Here is a 17,972-nt window from a genome sequence, read left to right on the forward strand (position 1 = left end):
GGGCAAAACGCTGCTACCACATGATCGGCAGCCGCTCCGGAATCCGCTTCATGAAGCCGGTCCGCCACACCAGCTGCTCGATCGGCACCGCCAGGCGCAGGTCCGGCATCCGCTCCAGCAGGGTCTCCAGGGCGATCTCGGCGTGCCTGCGGCCGAGGGCGGTGGCGGGGCAGTAGTGCCGGCCGCCGCCGAACGAGAGGTGCGCGGTGCTGTTCTCGCGGGTGAGGTCGACGGTGTACGGGTCGGGGAAGGCGGCCGGGTCGAAGTTCGCGCCCTCGACGAGGACGAGGACCAGCTCGCCCGCCTTCACCTGAACATCGCCCAGCTGTACGTCCTCGGTCGCGAGCCTCGGCAGACCGTCGCCGATGGACAGGTTGATGCGCAGGAGCTCGTCCACGGCCGCGGGGATCCTCCCGGGGTGCGCGATCAGCTCGGCCTGCAGATCCGGGTGCTGGATCAGCGACACCAACGCCATGGTCAGGAAGCCCGAGGTGGAGATGACGCCCGCGCCGAACATCGTCACCCCGACCGTCGCGAGCATCTCGTCGGTGAGGTGGCTGTAGTCGGGGTCCGTGCGCAGGGCGGCGAGTTCGGCCATCAGACCCGTCGTCGCCGGGTCGTCGAGCCGCTCGGTCATGTACGCGATGTCCCGGTCCCAGTTCAGCCGGGCCCCCGTGACCGGGCAGGCCGAGTTCATGAACGCGATGTCCAGACTGCGCATCAGCCGGGGCGCGTCCTGCTGCGGGATGCCGAGGATGCGGCAGTGCATGCCCGCCGAGTACGGGTCGGCGAAGCCGCCGCGCAGGTCCGCCGGGGCGCCCTCGCGGACCAGCCCGTCGACGAGTTCGGCGGCGTAGGACCGCAGCCACTCGGCGAGGCCCGGGCTCTTCGGGTTGAGCGCCTTCAGTACGGCCTTGCGCAGCCCGGCCCCGGTGATGTTCCCCATGTTGTTGACGACCTCGGGCGGGATCGTCAGCGCGTACTGGCGGGGCACGCCGGGGGCGGAGGTGTCCTTCAGGCTGAACCGCGGGTCTTCGAGGACCTGCCTGCACAGGTCGTACGACGACACGAGCCAGGCCTCGTCGCCGGCGATGGTGCGGACGCGCCGCACGGGCGTTCCGGTGCGCAACTCCTCGACCTCGGCCGGGAGTTGGTCGCCGCGCCAGGAGAACGGGAAGTCGATCGCGGTGAGCGTTTCAGTGGACATCGGTGCCGGTCTCCTCCGGGTCGGTCCCCTCGGCGGGCGTCACGATGGCGTGCCCCTGGTTGCGGGAGGCACGCAGGCCGGCGCCGCGGGAGTAGAGCAGCTCGGCCATCGGCAGGAGCTGGTGGTAGCAGTTGAGGGAGGAGGGGACGCCGAGGATGGCCGGGGTGTCCAGGAAGAGGGGGGCCTCGGCGCAGACGTAGGCCAGGCAGACCTCGCGCTGTGCGTCACTCGCGCGTCCCGCCTTGCCGGCCAGGAAGGTGTCGACGAGCTTCTCGCAGGTCGTGCGGAACTCGTCGTCGGTGGCGAGGCGGGTCTGGAGCCGGTCGTGGATCTCGCGGTACGCGGCGTTGCCGCGGAAGTCGGACATGGCGTGGGCATACAGGCGGGTGCCGCCGGGATCGACGGCCTGGACGGCGCCCAGGACCTTGGCCCGTACCCCGCGCAGGTTCTTCACCGCCTTGCGGCGCGCGTCCTCGGGCGGATAGCCGGACGCGGCGTACATCTCGGCCACGTACAGGTCGGTGTAGACGAAGTCCACCCGCTCGAAGAGCGCGAGCCCCCAGCGCGCCAGGTCGTGGACGCGGGCGGCGGAGAAATAGCTGTTGCCGGGGGAGACGCCGATGACGGCGTGGTCACCGGCGACGCGGATGACCTCGCAGTGGGGCGTGAAGGGTTCGATCTTGAAAAGGCCGGTCGGGGAATCCGTGTCCGGGTGGTCCGTGGCGGGTGCCGATGCGGCTGGAGTGACGTGCTGGATCTCTGAAGCGGTCGCAGTCGTCAAAGGAGGAGGGTCCTTCGCGTCGCAAGTCCCGATGGAGCCGTGTGCTCCTGGTGTGGCGACGACGACGCGAAGTTAGCGTTTGACTACGGAGAGCGTCAATGCCCTCTTGACGCCGGTACCCCGCCGGTAGTGACCTGTCCCACTTTCCGGAGTGCCCTGCCCGCGGCCGGGCAGACACCATCCCGGAGCGTCCGAATCTCACCATCTGGGAACCCCAAGGTCGAATTCGGACGCTCGGTAAACTGAGCCGACACACACGGACTGAGCGAGGAGCGCACGTGGGCCTTGTCGTGCAGAAGTACGGAGGCTCCTCCGTAGCCGATGCCGAGGGCATCAAGCGCGTCGCCAAGCGGATCGTGGAAGCCAAGAAGAACGGCCACCAGGTGGTCGCCGTGGTTTCCGCGATGGGCGACACGACGGACGAGCTGATCGATCTCGCCGAGCAGGTATCCCCGATCCCTGCCGGGCGCGAGCTCGACATGCTGCTGACCGCGGGAGAGCGGATCTCCATGGCCCTGCTGGCCATGGCGATCAAAAACCTGGGCCACTCGGCCCAGTCGTTCACCGGCAGCCAGGCAGGTGTCATCACCGACTCGGTCCACAACAAAGCCCGGATCATCGATGTGACGCCGGGCCGGATCCGCACCTCGGTGGACGAGGGCAACATCGCCATCGTCGCCGGTTTCCAGGGCGTGAGCCAGGACAAGAAGGACATCACCACGCTGGGGCGTGGCGGGTCGGACACGACCGCGGTGGCGCTGGCCGCCGCGCTCGACGCCGAGGTGTGTGAGATCTACACCGACGTCGACGGCGTGTTCACCGCCGACCCGCGCGTGGTCAAGAAGGCGAAGAAGATCGACTGGATCTCCTTCGAAGACATGCTGGAGCTGGCTGCGTCCGGCTCGAAGGTGCTGCTCCACCGCTGTGTGGAGTACGCCCGCCGGTACAACATCCCGATCCACGTCCGGTCCAGCTTCAGCGGACTTCAGGGCACGTGGGTCAGCAGCGAGCCGATCGAGCAAGGGGACAAGCAGGTGGAGCAGGCCATCATCTCCGGTGTCGCGCACGACACCTCCGAGGCCAAGGTCACGGTCGTCGGTGTGCCGGACAAGCCGGGCGAGGCCGCCGCGATCTTCCGGACGATCTCCGACGCCGAGATCAACATCGACATGATCGTGCAGAACGTGTCCGCCGCCTCCACGGGCCTGACGGACATCTCCTTCACGCTTCCCAAGGCCGAGGGCCGCAAGGCCATCGACGCCCTGGAGAAGAACAAGCACGGCATCGGCTTCGACTCGCTGCGCTACGACGACCAGATCGGCAAGATCTCCCTCGTCGGCGCCGGCATGAAGACCAACCCCGGTGTCACGGCCGACTTCTTCAAGGCGCTGTCCGACGCCGGCGTGAACATCGAGCTGATCTCCACCTCGGAGATCCGCATCTCGGTGGTCACCCGCGCCGACGACGTCAACGAGGCCGTGCGCGCCGTGCACTCCGCCTTCGGGCTCGACTCGGACAGCGACGAGGCCGTGGTCTACGGCGGCACCGGTCGATGACCCGTCGACCGACGCTCGCGGTCGTGGGAGCGACCGGGGCCGTGGGCTCGGTCATGCTCCAGATCCTGTCCCAGCGTGCGGACATCTGGGGTGAGATCCGTCTGATCGCCTCGCCGCGCTCGGCCGGCCGCAAGCTGGCCGTGCGCGGCGAGGAGGTCGAGGTGGTGGCGCTCACCGAGGAGGCCTTCGCCGGGGTCGACGTCGCGATGTTCGACGTGCCCGACGAGGTGGCCGCCCGATGGGCGCCGGTCGCCGCCGCCAAGGGCGCGGTGGTCGTGGACAACTCGGGCGCCTTCCGCATGGACCGGGAGGTGCCCCTCGTCGTCCCCGAGGTCAATCCGCACGCGGTCCGGATGCGGCCGCGCGGGATCGTCGCCAACCCCAACTGCACGACCCTCTCCATGATCGTGGCGCTGGGCGCGCTGCACGCGGAGTTCGGGCTGCGCTCCCTGGTGGTGTCCTCGTACCAGGCGGTGAGCGGAGCCGGGCGTGCCGGCGTGCAGACGCTCAGGCAGCAGCTCTCCCTGGTCGCGGGTACGGAACTGGGGACCGCCCCCGGTGACGTACGGCGGGCCGTCGGCGACAACACCGGGCCGTTCCCGGAGCCGGTCGCGCTGAACGTCGTGCCGTGGGCCGGGTCGCTGCGCGAGGACGGCTGGTCGTCGGAGGAGATGAAGGTGCGGGACGAGTCCCGCAAGATCCTCGGGCTGCCGCAGCTGCCGGTCGCGGTGACCTGTGTGCGGGTGCCGGTGCTGACCGGGCACTCGCTGACCCTGCACGCCCGCTTCGAGGGCGAGGTCACGGTCGCCAAGGCGCGCGAGATCCTGGCGACGGCACCGGGGGTCGTGCTGTACGACGACCCGGAGGCCGGCGAGTTCCCGACGCCCGCCGATGTGGTCGGCACGGATCCGACCTGGGTCGGCCGGGTGCGGCGCGCGCTCGACGATCCGACGGCGCTCGAACTCTTCGTCTGCGGAGACAATCTGCGCAAGGGCGCGGCCCTCAACACCGCGCAGATCGCGGAGCTCGTGGCGGCGGAGTTTTCGTGAGGCCCCCGGTGGCACCGGAAAACTCCTGGGCCTGGGCCGATTCGTTTGTAGGATCTGTGTGAAAAGTGTGAGCTGATCGATGGTCCGGACCACTTGAACCGGGCCCCGGCGGCAGCTGAAGATTTTTCTCCCCGCTCTTGCAACCGCTTGCAGGGCGGGGAGCGTCTTTGCGGTCGCCCTTATGGGGCGTGGAGACGCGTTTTTTTCTGGCGTGGGGACGCCAATGAGCAGGCGTGGGGACGCCCGCTCATATATAAGACATAAGGGAAGAGCGGGTAGGCATGTGGGCGTTTGACGCACGGTCAGTTGTGCTGCCTGGCACGAGACGGCCGGCTGCGGGGTCCGGAGGTTCGGCTGCCGTGGGCGGAGGGCCCCTTGCGGGGGCTGACGCAAAAGTGACGTCCGGCACGTACAACCCTCACGGGGGGGCGCGTGTCCAACTGGCGTGGCAGAGGTTCTCGACTTCAGCGCGGCGACCCGCGGTACGGCCCTACGGCCGCCCCGCCGTCCCGTCCGACCCCGCATGGGCACGCCCGGCGGCATGCCGGTGATCGCGCCCATGCCCGCAGCGCGGCCCGCCCGCATCCCCAGTCAGCGCGACGGCGCCGATCTCGCCGAGAACAGCGCGGCGGCCGGCACGACCGTCGACCACCTCACCGAGACCTACCGGGCGCACTACCGCTCGCTGCTGGGTCTCGCGGCGCTCCTCCTCGACGACACCGCCTCCTGCGAGGACGTCGTCCAGGAGGCGTTCATCCGCGTCCACTCCGCGCGCAAGCGGGTGCGCGACCCGGAGAAGACGCTGGCGTACCTGCGCCAGACCGTCGTGAACCTCTCCCGCTCGGCCCTGCGCCGCCGCATACTCGGCCTGAAGCTGCTGTCCAAGCCGATGCCCGACATGGCGAGCGCGGAGGAGGGGGCGTACGACCAGCTCGAACGCGACTCCCTCATCAAGGCGATGAAGGGCCTGCAGCGCCGGCAGCGCGAGGTGCTGGTCCTGCGGTACTTCGCGGACATGACCGAGGCCCAGGTCGCCGAGACGCTCGGCATCTCACTGGGCTCGGTGAAGGCGTACGGCTCGCGCGGCATCGCGGCGCTGCGGGTCGCGATGGAGGCGCCGGCATGAGCGAGGACCATGACGGCCGGCGTGACCCGGCAGGGTGGCCGGACAAGCAACAGCCGAAGCAATCGCACGCTGGGAACGGAACTGTGAACCACGGCCCCGACGACCAGAGCCTCGAGGGGTTCGACTCGGACGAGCTGGCACTGCGCCGCATGCTGCACACCGCAGTCGACGAGATCGAGCCGCGCGACGGCACGCTGGACCATCTGCGGCGGGCGGTCCCCGCACGGCGGGCGCGCAAGCGGCAGGCGCTCGTCGGCGCGGCCGCCGCGGTGCTCTTCATCGGCACCGCCGTCCCGGCCCTGGTGCACGTCTCCAACTCGACCGGCTCCGACGTCAACCCGTCCGTCGCCGGCCACGGTGAGCAGGCGCAGGGCGGAGCCGGGGAGGGCAAGCAGACGGAGGGCGGCGCGGGCACCTCCGGCGGCACCTCGGGCCGGACCGAGGGCACGGGCAAGGACGGCGAGAAGGAAGACGACAAGGGCACCGGCACCGGTCCCGGCACCGGCTCCGGAAAGCCCGACGACCCCTTGGCGACCAGCACGGCCGGCATAGCCGTGTGCAGCTCGGACCAGCTCGGCCTGTCCGGTGCGTCCGCCGATCTGCCCGACTCGTCCGGCACGGTGTACGGCACCTTCCGCTTCAGCAACGTCTCCACCGCCGAATGCACGGTGAGCGGCCCCGGCACGGTCGGTGTCGTTCCGCAGGGAGCCGCGGACCCGACGAAGGTCACCTCCGCCCGGCATGTCGCCGGTGACCCCGCGGTCGGCCTGCCCGACCCGTCGACGGAGTACGCCTCCCTCGTCCTCAAGCCGGGCGCCTCCTACGAGGTCAAGTTCGCCTGGCTCCCCTCGGCGACCTGCCCCACGACGGGTGACAACAACGGCGGCGGCACCGGCGGCCCCGACCCCTCACCGGACCCGACCCCCACCGAGGGCACCCCCGGCACGAGCGAGGGCACGTCCACGGGCGGCGACACCGGCACCTCCACCCAGCTGCTGACGGAGGACACCACGGCCGACGGCAGCGTCGCGGTCACCAACACCCCGGAGGCCGGAGCCCCGGGTGCCTCGGTGACGGTGTCCAACGCCTGCGCGGGCACGGTGTACTGGACGGGCCTGCTGCCGGGCGCGTAGGGCACGGGCGGCAGCGGCGCTGTCGCGGCCCACCGGCCGCCTTCGCCGCCTACCGGGCGTTGTGGCCCGGCGTGCGCCTAGGCGTTCGCCTTCTCCTGGGTCGGGCCCTCGCCGGTGCCCCCGGCATCGGCCCGGTTCCCCTCGTCCCCGTCGGTCTCCCCGTCCGGAAGCAGGCCCAGTTCCGCGTCGCGTGCGAACTCCGCCTCGCGGCGCAGCAGGCGGAACCACATGAAGACCACGAAGCCCGCGAAGACGAACCACTCGCCGGTGTAGCCGAGGTTCTGGAACGCCTTCAGGTCGAGCCCGGTGTCGTTGGGGGCGGCCACCGGCACCGGCTTCATGCCGGAGTCGGCCTTGTTGAGGGTGACCCAGGCGTCGTACACGTCGTCCGGCACCAGGTTCACCAGCGACGCCGCGCTGATCGCCCCCGTCTGGCCGGACGGCAGGCCACCCTGCGCGGGCACGCCGTTCTCGCCGGGCACCTCGGACGCCTGGAGCGCCCCGGTGACCGTGACCTCGCCGGACGGTGCGGCAGGGAGGGCGGCGCGATCGGCGTCGCCCGGCCGCCAGCCCCGTACCACCGGCAGGGTCTTGCCGTCGTCGGTGTGCAGCAGCGTCAGGACGTAGTAGCCCTGCTTGCGGTCCAGTTCACGGTCGGGCACGAGCAGCTGCTTGCCGTACCGGCCGCTCGCGGTGACCTGCTTGCCCACCGTCGCCTTGTCCACGGGCAGCAGCTCGGCGAGCGGACGGGCCGCCTCCTGCTTGTTCTCCGCGGCCTGGTCACCGGCGCTGCGGTGGTCCTCCACCCGCGCCTCGAACCGGCTCAGCTGCCACGACCCCATGAACACGCAGAAGGGGATGGCGAGCAGCACGAAGACGTTGATCCCCCACCAACGGGGCGTCAGCAGAAACCGGTACACGCCCTCAAAGGTACGGGGCTCCGGCGGAGGGCCGGGCCGCGGGGTCAGTACCGCTCGACGAGGTGTTCGCGGCCCGCCGGCGGCTCGTACGGCTCCGGCCAGAAGTCCGTGACCGTGGATATGCGGCCGCTCCCGTCCTCCGTGAAGAACGAGATGCCGTACATCTCCTCCAGCCCCACCGTGAAGTGGATCCAGGTCACGACCTGTCCCGGCTCGGCGACAACGCGCTCGACGCGCAGCCGCCAGTCCCCCGGATACTCCCGGTTGAACCGCACATACCGCTCCCGCCCGCTGATGCACTCACGCGTCTGCGGCAGCGTGTACACGACGTCCTCGGCGAGCGTCTCGGCGAACGCGTCCCACTCCCGGGCCGCGGCGGTGGCCCAGAACCTCTCGACTGTCCTGCGCAGATCGGTCATGGAAAGGAGTCTGCACCCCGCCACTGACAATGGCTCCGACCTGCGTGAACGCCTATGAGCGAGCGGTCAGCCCTTCGGTCAGCCCGTCGTTCAGGGCGTCGGTCGGGCCTTCGGCCGGTCCTTGCGGGCCCGCAGCGAATACATCAGCGGAATCCGCGGCCGCCCGGTGGGGAACCGGAAGTAGCCGTCGCGTTCCTCGAAGGACTCGAACCGGCGGAACAGCGAGACGTCGTGCTCGCGCAGGAACTCGATGCGCAGCCCGGCCGCCGCGAGCGCGCTCACGACCTCGCCGATGGGGTGCTGCCACTCGACACTGCGGTTGCTGACGGTGTCGGTGCTGTCCGAGCCGTAGGTGCCGGGGATGTCGTACACCTGGGCGTCGCGGTCGAAATAGTCGCGGACGATCCGGGAGCCCGTCTCGTCGTCGAGGACCTCGGTGATGGGGTGGAACTCGGCGAGGTAGAGGAACCCGCCCGGCGCGACGAGGGAGGCCGCCGTCTCGGCCCAGCGGTGGATGTCGGGCAGCCAGCACAGGGCGCCCACACCGGTGTAGACGATGTCGTACGAGGGGTCCGGCACCGCCTGCGCCGCGTCGTACACGTCGGCCGCGACGAAGGCGGCACGGTCGGGCCCGAAACCCAGGTCGGCGGCGAGCGAGCGGGCCGTCTCCACCGCCGGTTCGGAGAAGTCCAGGCCCACGACACGGACGGCGCCGTGCCGCGCCCAGGACAGGGTGTCCAGGCCCATGTGGCACTGCAGATGCAGCAGCGTGCGGCCCGTCACGTCCCCGACCTCCGCCCGCTCGAAGTCGCGCAGGGCGTCGGCGCCGGCACGGAAGCCGGCGAGGTCGTAGAAGGCTCCGGCGGCGTGCAGCGGGACGCGTTCGTCCCACATGGCACGGTTGGCCTCGTTCCAGTCCGGGGGGATCGCGGGGTGCATGGTCGCGAAGTTATCCACAGGCTGGGGGCCTCGCCAGCGAATTGTCGGCCGGGCCAGGCACTATGGGGCCATGACTGAGAGCCACGGGTCCGATTCGCGGGATCACCACATGCAGGACAAGGACATGCCGGGCAAGGGCATGCCGGACTGGGAGAAGCGCTTCCGGGCCCCCCGGGTGTCGCTGCCGGACTGGGCGGAGGACGCCCCGGACCGCTCCTTGTTCGTGTCGAACGCCACAGGGACGTACGAGCTGTACGCCTGGGACCGTGCGACGGGCGAGCAGCGCCAGGTGACCCACCGGCCGAACGGCACCACGGACGGCGTGCTCACCCCGGACGGCGCGTGGATCTGGTGGTTCGACGACAAGGACGGCGACGAGTTCGGCGTCTGGCGCCGCCAGCCGTTCTCCGGCGGCGAGGACGAGCTCGCGGCGCCGGGCCTGGACCCGTCCTACCCGGCCGGCCTCGCCCTCGGCCGCGACGGACGTACGGCGATCGTGGGCCGCTCGACGGACGAGGACGGCACGACCGTCCATCTGGCCCGCACCGGTGAGCCCTCGGTGGAGATCTACCGCCACCGCGAGTCCGCGGGCGTCGGCGACCTCTCGCACGACGGCACGCTGATCGCCGTCGAGCACACCGAGCACGGCGACGCGATGCACTCCGCGCTGCGTGTCCTGCGCCCCGACGGCTCGGCGGTCGCCGAACTCGACGACACCAAGGGCGGCACGCAGGAGCTGGGCCTGGAAATCCTGGGCTTCGCCCCGGTGGCCGGTGACGCCCGCCTGCTCGTCGGCCACCAGAGGCGCGGCCGCTGGGAGCCGCTGGTGTGGGACGTGGCGACGGGGGAGGAGACGGACCTCGCGCTGGAGCTGCCCGGTGACGTCAGCGCCGAGTGGTACCCCGACGGGACCGGTCTGCTGATCGCGCACAGCTTCGAGGCCCGCAGCGAGCTGTTCCGGTACGACCTGGACCGGCGTGAGCTGGAGCGGATCCCGACCCCGGCGGGCTCCGTGTCCGGCGCGACGGCCCGTCCGGACGGCAGCGTGGAGTACCTGTGGTCGTCGGCCGCGGAGCCGTCGGCGGTGCGGTCGACGACGGGGCGGGTGGTGCTGGATCCGCCCGGCCTGAAGTCCCCCGGCTCGGTCCCGGTGGAGGACGTGTGGGTGGAAGGGCCCGGTGGCCGTATCCACGCCCTCGTCCAGCGTCCCGCGGGCACCGAGGGCCCCCTGCCCACCGTCTTCGACATCCACGGTGGCCCGACCTGGCACGACAGCGACGCCTTCGCGGCGGGCCCGGCGGTCTGGGTGGACCACGGGTACGCGGTGGTGAGGGTCAACTACCGAGGCTCCACGGGCTACGGGCGGGCCTGGACGGACGCGCTCAAGCACCGGGTGGGCCTGATCGAGCTGGAGGACATCGCGGCGGTCCGCGAATGGGCGGTGACCTCCGGCCTGGCCGACCCCGCCCGCCTCATCCTGACCGGCGGCTCCTGGGGCGGCTACCTCACCCTCCTCGGCATCGGCACCCAGCCGGACGCCTGGACGCTGGGCATCGCAAACGTCCCCGTCGCCGACTACGTCACGGCGTACCACGACGAGATGGAAGCCCTGAAGGCCATGGACCGCACCCTCCTGGGCGGCACCCCGCAGGAGGTCCCGGAACGCTTCGAGGCCTCGTCCCCCCTCACCTACGTCGACCAGGTGAAGACCCCGGTCTACATCGCGGCCGGTGTGAACGACCCCCGCTGCCCGATCCGGCAGATCGACAACTACGTCAAGCGACTGGAGACCCGCGGGGCGGTACACGAGGTGTACCGGTACGACGCGGGCCACGGTTCCCTGGTCGTGGACGAGCGAATCAAGCAGGTACGCCTGGAACTGGACTTCGCGGAGAGGCACTTGGGGCATTCCGGCCGGCCTGGCGTTTGACCCGCAGTGGGCGGCGCATGAGTGGCGACGGTTCTTCTCGGCGCCGGTCCGGGCATTCCGGCCCGTCCGGCGTTCGAGGACGAGGGGCCGCCGTCCCTGGCCCCCACCCACCCGGCGGGGGCTGAGCACGCGCGCCCGACGGTGCTTCTCGGTGCCGGTCCAGGCAATCCAGCCCGTCCGGCGTTTGAGGACGAGGCCGTTCAGGCCGAAGCGGGGGTCTGGGGGCGGCAGCCCCCAGGGACCCGGGGTCGAAGGGGCGGCGCCCCTTCAAGGACGGGAAGGGTAGGGGCGGCGGGGGCGAAAACCCCCCTAAGCCCCCGCCCGCTCCCGCGACCGCCTCCCCAACAGCTCCGCCAACCCCCGCCGAGTCGCGGCCAGCACCACCCGGTCGTCCTTCTGCAGGACATACGCGTCGGGCAGATCCCACACCCACCCCGACACACCACCCACCCCGCCGCCGTCCTCGTAGGCCTCCTCCACCGCGGGCTCCTCCCGACGCTCCTCGCGCCGCTCGTCCCGCGGCGTCCGATCCAGCGCCAACACCCGCCACGCACCGGCCCGAAAGGCCTCACCGACGGTCTTGTCCTCAAGCTGTGGATGACCGCCCACATCCACCGCAGCGAACAACAGCACCCGCCGCTCGACAGGGATCGCCCCCAGAATCTGCCGCCCCATCATCGCCCCGGCGAACGCGGGCGCCGCCAGATGCGTCACACTGCGGCTGCGCGTGGACGCATGGGGGTGCGCGGCCCGCAGGGTCCGGTACACGGCGGTGGCGAAGTCGTCGTCGTACAGACGCAGGACCACACGCAGGTCCGGCCGTACGGAGCGGGCGTACAGCGCAGCCTCCAGATTGGTGGTGTCCGCGCTGGTAACCGCCAGCAGCGCATGTGCCCGATGGATCTTCGCGGCCTCCAGGACACCTTCCTGAGTGACGTCCCCGAGCACCACAGGCACCCGCAGCCGCCGAGCCGTGGCCATCCCGCGAGCGTCGGGGTCGGCCTCCACGCACACCACGGGGATGTGCAGTTCCCGCAGCCGGGTCAGCACCCGGGTGCCGATCTTGCCCAGGCCGAGCAGCACCACATGCCCGCCCAGGCCGCGCGGCGGTTTGCGCAGGGCCGATGCGGAGCGGAAGGTGCCGAGGGCCTCCAGTACCGCCGCCAGCAGCACCGGAAGCAGCAGCAGACCCATCAGCCCGGACAGCAGTTGGAGGACCTGCCGGGCCGGCGACTGGTGGAGGGCGGGTTCGTTGATGGCGAAGAGGTCGAGGAGGGTCATGTACGTGGCGTACAGCGGGTGTTCCCCGGTCACCACCGTCAGCGCGACGGCCAGCGCGGCCACACAGCCCACCAGCCCGGCCAGCGACCACCGGAGCCGCCGCGAGAACAGCGAGGCGAACGACGGCACGACGCCTCGCCCCGAGGGCAGGGAGGGACCCGCGTACGACACCTGCTCGAGGACGACCGTCCCGCGGCCCGTGGCCCCCTGCACGGCCGCCGCGTCAGGCAGCAGCAGCGGCCCCTCTTCGTCGCCGTTCTCCGAACCGTCCGTTCCGGCCGGGTCGTTGTTGGTCGTGGACAGCAGGGCCAGCGTGGTCAGTCCGGCCGGGGCCGCCTGCCCCGGGCGCAGGGGCGGGCGCTCCACCGCGCGCAGGAGCAGGCCGTCGGTCTGTACGACCTTGGTGGTGCCGGCGACGGCCGTGGCGGTCAGCGCGGGGGCGGCGGTATCGGCGTCGGACAGGACGGTCGTGGAGGCGTCGAGCCCGGCGTCCCCGGCGCCCGTCGCCAACGCGGCCGCCTGGTCGAGGAGTTCCTCGATGTGCTGGCCCAGCCGGCGGTTGTACAGCCGCAGGACGAGCCGGAGGCGGGGGTTGAGACGGCGGGCGGTGAGAGCGGCGCGGATGTTGGTCTCGTCGTCGTCATAGACGAGGGCGAGCGCGTCGGCCCGTTCCACGCCCGCGTCGGCGAGCGCGGCCTCCGTGGCCTCGGGGGCCTCCACCACCCGGATGCTCCCGGCCGGTTCGGTGCCGCCGCCGGCTCCGCCGCCCGCACGGTTGACGGCCGCCGTGACCGCTCCGAGCAATGCCGCCGAAGCGGCCCGGGCGCGGCCCACGACCGGTGTCCGTACCGTGCGCTCGGAAGGGGGCACGAGGAGCGTCACCTGCTCGCCGTACACCCCACGCAACTCGGCGGCCAGCCGGTGCGCGAGCCCGTCGTCGCCGCACACCACCATGTGTGCGGCCGTGTCACTCGCCAAGCCCTGATTCGGAACGCTCGCCACAAGGGAAAAGACTGCCTCAATGTGACGGGTGGTTCCAGAAGTGGCCCTCCGCGTCTGAACGCCCGCTCGCGTCCGGCCGTAGTGGAGGGGAGGGTAGTCAGCGCCCTACCGCACCACCGGAGGTACCTCGCCCGTGGCGATCACCAAAGCGGCCCCGCAGCAAACGGACGGCGGGGCCGACGACCGCGACGGCCGCCGCACGCCGGGGCCGCGGGCCGGGGACGAGGGCCGGCACCTCAACTCCTCGCTCCTGCTCACGATGCTCATGCTCGGCCTGGTGCTCCTCCAGAGCCCGATCCGCCGCGCGCTCTCCGCACCGGTCATGCAGAGCTGGACGACGGTGTTCGTCGCGGTCATGGTGCAGGCGCTGCCCTTCCTGGTGCTCGGCGTGCTGCTGTCGGCGGCGATCGCGGTGTTCGTGCCGCCGTCCTTCTTCGCCCGTGCCCTGCCCCGCCGCCCCGCCCTCGCCGTCCCGGTCGCCTCAGCTGCGGGCGCGGTGCTGCCGGGCTGCGAGTGCGCGTCCGTGCCGGTGGCCGGGGCACTGGTCCGGCGCGGCGTCACCCCGGCCGCGGCGCTGGCGTTCCTGCTGTCCGCGCCCGCGATCAACCCGATCGTGCTGACGGCGACGGCGGTCGCGTTCCCCGGCAACCCGGAGATGGTCCTCGCCCGTCTGGTCGCGAGCCTGCTGGTGGCCTGCGCGATGGGCTGGCTGTGGTTGCGCCTCGGCCGTACGGACTGGCTGAAACCGCCGTCCCGCCAGGCCTACGACGGCCAGAGCAAGGGCGAGGCCTTCTGGGGCTCCGTCCGCCACGACGTGATGCACGCCGGCGGCTTCCTGGTGGTCGGCGCGATGGCGGCGGCGACCCTCAAGGCGGTGGTTCCGGAGACATGGCTGAGCACGGCGGCCGACAACCCGGTGCTGTCGGTCCTGGCCCTGGCGGTCCTCGCCGTGGTGCTGTCGATCTGCTCGGAGGCGGACGCGTTCGTGGCGGCGTCGCTGTCGCAGTTCTCGCTCACGGCCCGGCTCACCTTCCTCGTCGTGGGTCCGATGATCGACCTGAAGCTGTTCGCGATGCAGGCGGGCACCTTCGGCCGCGCCTTCGCCCTGCGCTTCGCACCGGCCACCTTCGTGCTGGCCGTGGTCGTGTCGGTGCTGGTCGGGACGGTGATCCTGTGAACCGTCAGGCCCAGTCGGCCGTCCTGTTCCTGCTCGGCGCGTCCCTGCTGCACGCGGCCACCACCGACCTCTATCTGCGGTACGTCAAGCAGGGCCTGCGCCCGCTGGTGCTGGTGGCCGGCGCGGTACTGGTCGCGGCGGCGGTGGCGACGGTCTGGTACGAGCGGAAGCGGGCGCGGCGGCAGAAGCAGCACACCGCCGACCAGGGGGACGGCGACGAGAACGCCGAGAACCCCGAGAACGCCGAGAACCCCGAGAACGCCGAGAACCCCGAGAACCCCGAGAACCATGAGAACTCCGAGAGCCACGACAACCCCGACAGCCATGACGGCCACGGTCACCGCGAACCCCGCATCTCCTGGCTCCTCGTCCTCCCCCTCCTCGCCCTGATCCTGGTGGCCCCGCCCGCCCTCGGCTCCTACAGCGCGACCCGCACCGGTACGGCCCTCCAGGAGCCCCTGGCCTACCCCGCACTGCCCGCCGCCGATCCCCTGAGGCTCAGCCTCGTCGACTACGCGGGCCGCGCCGTCTACGACCACGGCCGCACCTTGCGCCACCGCCAGGTCCAGCTCACCGGCTTCCTGGCCCTGGACCGCGACGGCACTCCCTACCTCGTGCGGATGGCCCTCAACTGCTGTGCCGCCGACGCCCAGCCGGTCAAGGTCGCCCTGACCGGCGAGGTCCCACCGGTCCTCCAGCCGGACACCTGGCTCCGCGTCACCGGCACCTACGTCCCGCGCCGTGCCGAGGACCCGGTCAACGGCGGCCCGATCCCGTTCATCGAGGTCACGGCGGCGAAGCCGGTGGCGGCGCCGACGGACCCGTACGACGAGAGCTGGAACAGCTGACGAGTGCACTCTCTTGCCGGTCCCCAGGACGCCCCCTACGCTGAATCTGATGGGTCGTCAGATTCGGGAGGCAAGGCGTGGCCAGTACCGAGAGCGGCACCAAAGACCTGCCCAAAGTCATCAGCGTGGACGATCATGTGATCGAGCCCGCGCACCTCTTCGAGACCTGGCTCCCGGCCAAGTACCGGGACCGGGGCCCGAAGCCCCTCACCGCGGGGATCGGCGAACTCGAGTACGTCGGCGGGAAGTACCGGTTCACCACGGACCCGGACGGCCAGCTCACCGACTGGTGGGAGTACGAGGGCGGGCTGTTCCCGTACAAGCGCATCATCGCGGCCGTCGGCTTCTCCCGGGACGAGATGACGCTCGACGGGATCACCCGTGAGCAGATGCGGCGTGGCTGCTGGGACCCCAAGGCCCGGCTGGCGGACATGGACATCAACCATGTCGAGGCCTCGCTCTGCTTCCCCACCTTCCCGCGCTTCTGCGGCCAGACCTTCGCCGAGGCCAAGGACAAGGAGGTCGGGCTGGCCTGCGTGCGCGCCTACAACGACTGGATGGTCGAGGAGTGGTGCGGCGACAGCGGCGGCCGGCTGATCCCGCTGTGCCTGATCCCGCTGTGGGACATCGACCTCGCGGTCACGGAGATCCATCGCAACGCGGCCCGTGGGGTGCGCGCGGTGACGTTCAGCGAGATCCCGACGTATCTCGGGCTGCCGTCCATCCACTCCGGCTACTGGGACCCGTTCTTCGCGGCCTGCGAGGAGACCGGCACGGTCGTCAACATGCACATCGGGTCCTCGTCGCAGATGCCGGCCGCCTCGCCCGATGCCCCGCCCGCCGTCCAGGCCTCGCTGAGCTTCAACAACGCCATGGCGTCGATGATGGACTTCCTCTTCTCCGGGGTCCTCGTGAAGTTCCCGCGGCTGAAGCTGGCCTACAGCGAGGGCCAGATGGGCTGGATCCCGTACGCCCTGGAACGCGCGGACGACGTCTGGGAGGAGCACCGGGCCTGGGGCGGCGTGAAGGACCTGATCCCGGAGCCGCCGTCGACGTACTACTACCGCCAGATCTTCTGCTGCTTCTTCCGTGACAAGCACGGCATCGAGGCGATCGAGACGGTCGGCGTCGACAACGCGACGTTCGAGACGGACTACCCGCACGTCGACTCGACCTGGCCGGAGACGAAGCGGGTGGCGGCGGAGCATGTCGGCGGGCTCTCCGACGAGGTGGCGTACAAGCTGCTGCGCGGAAACGCGATCCGGATGCTCGAACTCCCCTTTGATCAGTGATCAGTCACTGATCAGTGATGGATCAGGGGACGGTCAGGGCTGGATCAGGGCTGGATGAGTGATTAAAGGGGCGTGGCCGCTGGGCAGTTCAGTCGTGTAGGCGACGACGGTCCGCGACGGGAGCACGGATGAAGGTCTCGATCGACAGCAACCTCTGTTACGGCTCCGCCGAGTGCGTGCACAGGGCTCCGTCGGTCTTCGAGTTCGTGGACGAGTACGGCGTGGTGAGACCGGGACGGGAGGGCAGCGGCGACGACCCGCAGGTGCGGGAGGCCGCCGAGAAGTGCCCGTCCCAGGCCATCTCCCTCACGGGGTAGCGGCGCTCACGGACCGGTCGGGTACCGCCACCCGAACGAGCCCAACGCCCGTGCCCTGGCCTCCACCACCGCCATCCGGGCCTGCCGCTCCGCCGGATCGACGTGGGCCGGCTGACCGGTCATCTGGCCGTCCCACTTCCGGTAGAGCAGCCCCGCCTCGGCCGAGAACCAGCCCCGGCTGACGGAGTTGAGCGCGAGCAGCAGGCCCGTGTCCTCGGACGCCGGGAGGGCCATCCAGCCGCCGAGGGCGAGCAGGAGGTCCCGGCGTACGCACAGGGTCGCGGGGTGGACCTGGGCACGGAAGCCGTTCGCCCGCCAGAAGTCGAGTACGGCCCCCTGCTCGATCGGCCCGTCGTCGGGGTCGCCGGGGAAACCGGCCGTCGAGCCGTCCGGCAGGAGGTCCAGGACCCGGGAGGTCGTCCAGCCGACGGCAGGGTCCGCCTCGAGGACGGCCAGGTCGCGGGCGAGCGTCCCCGGCGTGAGCTGGTCGTCGGCGTCCAGGATCTTGGCGTACTCGCCCTCGGTGTGCGCGAGCGCGACCGTGCGGGCCACACCGGGGCCTCCGGGGCGGCCCTGACGGAAGGTCACCCGCGGGTCGTCGGGGACGTGCGGGCGGACCTCGTCGGTCCGGCCGTCCTCCTGGATCACCCAGTGCCACTCCCAGCCCGGCGGCAACTCCTGTGCGCACAGCGACTGGTGGGCCTGCGGCAGGAACTCCGCCGACGGGCCATGGACAGCGGTGACGATGATGACGCGCCGGGACACGGCGGCCCTCACCACCTTTCGGACATGCGAAGGCCCGACCGCTGGCGACGGGGGATGCACCAGCGATCGGGCTGGGGCCAACAGTAACAAGGCTGCCTGCCTCGTGGGAGTCGCCTCATCCGCTGCGATGACGCGTTGTGATCGGGATCACGGAAACCGCTGTCCGTGGCGCCCCCTTCATGCCACTTGCGTCCCCGCCCCGTCACGCAGCGCACGGAGCGAGGTGGAGC

16 protein-coding genes are annotated in these 17,972 nt (G+C 71.1%); 9 read left to right on the plus strand and 7 right to left on the minus strand.

Annotated features, from left to right (window positions below; genetic code table 11):
- Positions 1-13: 13 nt before the first annotated feature.
- Positions 14-1,207 carry a cytochrome P450 gene (locus ACZ7M7_RS35405; protein WP_472124155.1) on the minus strand — a complete coding sequence of 398 codons (1,194 nt, stop codon included), beginning with the start codon at positions 1,205-1,207 and terminating at the stop codon, positions 14-16.
- Positions 1,197-1,988 carry a cyclodityrosine synthase gene (locus ACZ7M7_RS35410; RefSeq protein ID WP_383629636.1) on the minus strand — a complete coding sequence of 264 codons (792 nt, stop codon included), beginning with the start codon at positions 1,986-1,988 and terminating at the stop codon, positions 1,197-1,199. Before ACZ7M7_RS35410 ends, ACZ7M7_RS35405 begins: the two co-directional genes overlap by 11 nt.
- Positions 1,989-2,266: 278 nt before the next feature.
- Between ACZ7M7_RS35410 and ACZ7M7_RS35415 the strand changes: the two genes are divergently transcribed.
- The 4 genes from ACZ7M7_RS35415 to ACZ7M7_RS35430 all read left to right on the plus strand — a co-directional run bounded on the left by ACZ7M7_RS35415 (position 2,267) and on the right by ACZ7M7_RS35430 (position 6,852).
- On the plus strand, positions 2,267-3,544 hold the full coding sequence (locus ACZ7M7_RS35415; RefSeq protein WP_328880259.1) for an aspartate kinase: 1,278 nt from the start codon (positions 2,267-2,269) through the stop codon (positions 3,542-3,544).
- On the plus strand, positions 3,541-4,593 hold the full coding sequence (locus tag ACZ7M7_RS35420) for an aspartate-semialdehyde dehydrogenase (RefSeq protein WP_383615140.1): 1,053 nt from the start codon (positions 3,541-3,543) through the stop codon (positions 4,591-4,593). Before ACZ7M7_RS35415 ends, ACZ7M7_RS35420 begins: the two co-directional genes overlap by 4 nt.
- A 445-nt stretch (positions 4,594-5,038) precedes the next feature.
- A complete protein-coding gene (locus ACZ7M7_RS35425) occupies positions 5,039-5,719 on the plus strand; it encodes a SigE family RNA polymerase sigma factor (RefSeq protein WP_383615143.1) in 681 nt (226 codons plus the stop codon).
- A gap of 83 nt (positions 5,720-5,802) precedes the next feature.
- Positions 5,803-6,852 (plus strand): hypothetical protein, encoded by a 1,050-nt coding sequence (locus tag ACZ7M7_RS35430; protein ID WP_472124160.1) that lies wholly within the window; start codon positions 5,803-5,805, stop codon positions 6,850-6,852.
- A 77-nt stretch (positions 6,853-6,929) separates the two neighbouring features.
- Here the strand turns inward: ACZ7M7_RS35430 and ACZ7M7_RS35435 are convergent, their stop codons facing one another.
- From ACZ7M7_RS35435 to ACZ7M7_RS35445, 3 genes are all read right to left on the minus strand, one after another.
- Positions 6,930-7,772 carry an SURF1 family protein gene (locus ACZ7M7_RS35435; RefSeq protein ID WP_383629633.1) on the minus strand — a complete coding sequence of 281 codons (843 nt, stop codon included), beginning with the start codon at positions 7,770-7,772 and terminating at the stop codon, positions 6,930-6,932.
- A gap of 44 nt (positions 7,773-7,816) precedes the next feature.
- The gene (locus ACZ7M7_RS35440) at positions 7,817-8,191 is read right to left on the minus strand and encodes a nuclear transport factor 2 family protein (protein WP_472124162.1); all 375 of its coding nucleotides are present in this window, start codon (positions 8,189-8,191) and stop codon (positions 7,817-7,819) included.
- 90 nt (positions 8,192-8,281) lie between these two features.
- Positions 8,282-9,130 carry a class I SAM-dependent methyltransferase gene (locus tag ACZ7M7_RS35445; protein ID WP_472124165.1) on the minus strand — a complete coding sequence of 283 codons (849 nt, stop codon included), beginning with the start codon at positions 9,128-9,130 and terminating at the stop codon, positions 8,282-8,284.
- Between the two features lie 70 nt (positions 9,131-9,200).
- Here ACZ7M7_RS35445 and ACZ7M7_RS35450 point away from each other — a divergent pair, with 70 nt between their 5' ends.
- Positions 9,201-11,060: a S9 family peptidase gene (locus tag ACZ7M7_RS35450; RefSeq protein WP_472124168.1), complete on the plus strand. Its 1,860-nt coding sequence runs from the start codon at positions 9,201-9,203 to the stop codon at positions 11,058-11,060.
- A gap of 309 nt (positions 11,061-11,369) precedes the next feature.
- Here the strand turns inward: ACZ7M7_RS35450 and ACZ7M7_RS35455 are convergent, their stop codons facing one another.
- Entirely contained in the window at positions 11,370-13,295 is a 1,926-nt protein-coding gene (locus tag ACZ7M7_RS35455) for an NAD-binding protein (protein WP_383629693.1), read from the minus strand.
- A gap of 181 nt (positions 13,296-13,476) precedes the next feature.
- On the opposite strand from ACZ7M7_RS35455, the gene ACZ7M7_RS35460 reads away from it, so the two are divergent.
- From ACZ7M7_RS35460 to ACZ7M7_RS35475, 4 genes are all read left to right on the plus strand, one after another.
- Positions 13,477-14,520: a permease gene (locus ACZ7M7_RS35460; protein ID WP_383629627.1), complete on the plus strand. Its 1,044-nt coding sequence runs from the start codon at positions 13,477-13,479 to the stop codon at positions 14,518-14,520.
- Positions 14,517-15,368: a TIGR03943 family putative permease subunit gene (locus ACZ7M7_RS35465; RefSeq protein ID WP_472124171.1), complete on the plus strand. Its 852-nt coding sequence runs from the start codon at positions 14,517-14,519 to the stop codon at positions 15,366-15,368. Before ACZ7M7_RS35460 ends, ACZ7M7_RS35465 begins: the two co-directional genes overlap by 4 nt.
- A 77-nt stretch (positions 15,369-15,445) precedes the next feature.
- On the plus strand, positions 15,446-16,660 hold the full coding sequence (locus ACZ7M7_RS35470; RefSeq protein WP_383610468.1) for an amidohydrolase family protein: 1,215 nt from the start codon (positions 15,446-15,448) through the stop codon (positions 16,658-16,660).
- 128 nt (positions 16,661-16,788) lie between these two features.
- The gene (locus ACZ7M7_RS35475; protein WP_383629621.1) at positions 16,789-16,977 is read left to right on the plus strand and encodes a ferredoxin; all 189 of its coding nucleotides are present in this window, start codon (positions 16,789-16,791) and stop codon (positions 16,975-16,977) included.
- A 6-nt stretch (positions 16,978-16,983) separates the two neighbouring features.
- Here the strand turns inward: ACZ7M7_RS35475 and ACZ7M7_RS35480 are convergent, their stop codons facing one another.
- On the minus strand, positions 16,984-17,742 hold the full coding sequence (locus tag ACZ7M7_RS35480; protein ID WP_451177300.1) for a glycosyltransferase family 2 protein: 759 nt from the start codon (positions 17,740-17,742) through the stop codon (positions 16,984-16,986).
- Positions 17,743-17,972: the final 230 nt, after the last annotated feature.

The organism is Streptomyces sp. NPDC111606 (genome assembly GCF_055656945.1).